Source organism: Catenibacterium sp. (assembly GCF_052354645.1).
In the GTDB taxonomy this organism is placed as follows: Bacteria; Bacillota_I; Bacilli_A; order Erysipelotrichales; family Coprobacillaceae; genus Catenibacterium; species Catenibacterium mitsuoka_A.
Genome location: NZ_DAWDDM010000211.1, coordinates 1 through 3,563, shown reverse-complemented (window position 1 = coordinate 3,563; position 3,563 = coordinate 1). Strand labels below are relative to the sequence as shown.

Below are 3,563 nucleotides of genomic sequence, written 5' to 3'. Positions count from 1 at the left end.
CTGAGGCAATCATAGTTTTCTTACAGACGGTTGACTTTGATGCTTAACTTGAAGATGTAGAATCTCAGTTAAAAGAAGCTCAGGGTCAGAAGAGACAGAAGTTATTAAAGAGACTTGAAGCAATTGATGCATTCAGAAGCTCTAATAACCAGCCAGAATGGATGATCATGGATGTTCTTCCAGTTATTCCACCTGATTTAAGACCAATGCTTCAGCTAGACGGTGGTCGTTTTGCGACAAGTGACTTAAACGACTTATATAGACGTGTCATTACTCGTAACAACCGTTTAAAGAAATTATTAGAATTAGGTACACCTAGTATCATCGTACAGAATGAAAAGCGTATGCTTCAGGAAGCCGTTGATGCTTTAATTGATAATGGTAGACGTTCTAAGCCTATTACAGGTGCTGGAGGAAGAGCATTAAAATCTCTTTCACATACACTTAAAGGTAAACAGGGACGTTTCAGACAGAACTTACTTGGTAAGCGTGTAGACTACTCTGGACGTTCAGTTATCGCTGTAGGACCTACATTAAAGATGTACCAGTGTGGTATTCCAAGAGAAATGGCTGTTAACTTATTTAAGCCATTCGTTATCTCTGGATTAGTAAGAAACGAATTAGCAACTAATATCAAAGCTGCTGAACGTATGATTGATAAGATGGATGATAAGATCTGGCCAATCGTTGAAGATGTTATCAAACATCACCCAGTATTATTAAACCGTGCCCCTACATTACATAGATTAGGTATCCAGGCTTTCGAACCTAAGCTAGTAGAAGGTCGTGCCATTCGTCTTCACCCATTAGCATGTCCAGCATTCAACGCCGACTTCGATGGTGACCAGATGGCTATCCATGCACCTCTTGGTGAAGAAGCAATTCAGGAAGCAAGACAGTTAATGCTTGGTTCTAGAAATATCCTTGGTCCAAAAGATGGTAAACCTATCGTTACTCCATCACAGGACATGGTGCTTGGTAACTATTACTTAACAACAGAAAAAGCTGATCAGATTGGTGAAGGTACAGTATTCGCTGATGTAAATGAAGTATTAATGGCTTATTACAATAAGACTGTTAACTTACATACAAGAATTGCAATCCGTGCTTCAGCATTAAAGAATAAGACATTCACTGAAGAACAGAACAACATGTACTTAGTCACTACAGTAGGTAAGATTATCTTCAACCAGATCTTTGAAGGTGAATTCCCATACTTAAATGATCCAGATAAGGCAAGCTTAAAAGCAACTCCTATGAAATATTTCTTACCTTATGGTACAGATATCAAGGAACATATTAAGAATCAGCCTTTAATCAAGCAGTTCACTAAGAAGACTCTTGGAGCAATCATCGATGAATACTTCAAGATCTGTCCAGTTGATGAAATCCATGTCATGCTTGATAGATTAAAGAATCAGGGATTCTATTATTCAACTATCGCTGGTATTACAGTATCAGCTTACGATATTCAGATTCCTCAGGATAAGTATCACTTATTCGATGATGCTGATGAACATCTTGAAGTCATCAAGAAGTTATACAACAAAGGTAAGTTAACAGAACATGAACGTTATACAGCCGTAATCAAATTATGGAATGACGTTAAAGAAGAAGTTACTGGTATCGTTAAAGATGAGTTCGAAGCTGACCGTGATAACCCAATCTTCATCATGTCAGATTCAGGTGCCCGTGGTAACATCTCTAACTTCACTCAGCTTGTAGGTATGCGTGGATTGATGAGTAACCCTAAGGGTGAAACTATCGAACTTCCTATCAAGTCTGCCCTTCGTGAAGGTTTAACTGCATCAGAATTCTTCATTTCTACACATGGTGCCCGTAAAGGTTCTACAGATACAGCCTTAAAGACTGCCGATTCAGGTTACTTAACAAGACGTCTTGTCGATGTAGCTCAGGAAGTTATTATCACAGAAGATGATTGTCATACTGATAAGGGATTCAAAGTATCTGAATTAATTAATACAGCTGATGGTAACGTCATTGTACCATTAGTAGATAGACTTATTGGTCGTACTTCATTAAAGGATATCGTTGATCCAGCAACTGGTGAAATCATAGTCCATGCAAATGAATTAATGACTGAAAAATCAGCAAAAGCAGTATCTGATGCTGGTATCAAGACTGTTGAAATTAGAAACATCTTCGGATGTAAGTCTAAGAATGGTATCTGCCGTAAGTGCTATGGTCTAAACTTAGCAACTGGTCAGGAAGTATTACTTGGTGAAACAATCGGTATTATGGCTGCACAGTCAATCGGTGAACCAGGTACTCAGCTTACAATGCGTACATTCCACATGGGTGGTGTTGCCGGTGACGCCGATATCACACAGGGTCTTCCTCGTATCCAGGAATTGTTTGAAGCACGTGTTCCAAAGGCTAAGTCTATTATTTCTGAAATCAATGGACATGTTTCATCAATTACAACTCAGGGTGACCATAACAATCAGCGTTCAGAAGTGACTGTCGCAAATGATCTTGAAACTAAGACTTACTTAACACCAATCGGTGCTAAGTTAGCAGTAAAAGAAGGAGATATTGTTGAACCAGGTGACAAGATTACTGAAGGTTCTATCTCTCCAAAAGAATTATTATCTGTTGCCTCTGCAGAAGCTGTAGAAAACTACATCTTAAAAGAAGTACAGCAGGTATATAGATTACAGGGTATCGAAATTTCTGATAAGCATATCGAAATCATCATTCAGCAGATGATGAGAAGAATGAAGATTGTAGAAGGCGGAGATACAGACGCATTACCAGGAACTCATGTTTCAGTTAAGAACTTCACTGAATTAAACAGACAGGTTCTTAAGGAAGGTAAACATCCAGCTGTAGGTAGACCGATCTTACTTGGTATTACTAAGGCTTCATTAGAAACTGATTCTTGGTTATCAGCTGCATCATTCCAGGAAACTACAAGAATTCTTACTGATGCTGCCATCAGAGGTAAAGTCGATCCACTTAAGGGTCTAAAAGAAAACGTTATTATCGGTAAGCTATTACCAGCAGGTACTGGCTTAAGAGGACCTTTAAAGTCTGACGAAACAATTAAGAGAGAGGAAGAAGAAGCTGCTCAGCAGGCTGAACTTGAAAAATCAAGAGAAGAAGCTGAAAACTTCACTCCTGAATCTACAATGTTTGATGAAGCAGAAGAATTTGTTTCTGCTCACCATGACGCTTAATGAATAAGAAACACTATGGACAAATGTTCATAGTGTTTTCATATATATGGAGGAAATTATGGAGTTTAAGGATAAAGTTGTAGTTGTTACAGGTGGGGCACATGGAATAGGACAATCAATCGCAGAAGATTTCAAAAAACAAGGTGCTTTTGTAGAAATAATTGATAATGTACAAGGGAATCACTATGTAGGAGATATTGCGAGTAAAGAAACTCTAGAATCATTTGTATCTTATGTATTAGATAAACATGGACATATTGATTATCTAATAAATAATGCATTACCACTCATGTTAGGTATTGATGAATGTAGCTATGAAGAATTTCAATATGCATTGTCTGTAGGAGTCACTGCACCATTCTA

General features: G+C 38.0%; 1 protein-coding gene and 1 pseudogene. Both read left to right on the top strand.

The features are described from left to right. Positions 1–3,200, top strand: a pseudogene (rpoC, locus tag ACT8VG_RS08775) (DNA-directed RNA polymerase subunit beta'); the annotation flags it as partial. Positions 3,201–3,258: 58 nt separating this feature from the next. Then, on the top strand, positions 3,259–3,563 hold a 305-nt coding region (locus ACT8VG_RS08770; protein ID WP_444195655.1), incomplete at its 3' end, for an SDR family NAD(P)-dependent oxidoreductase.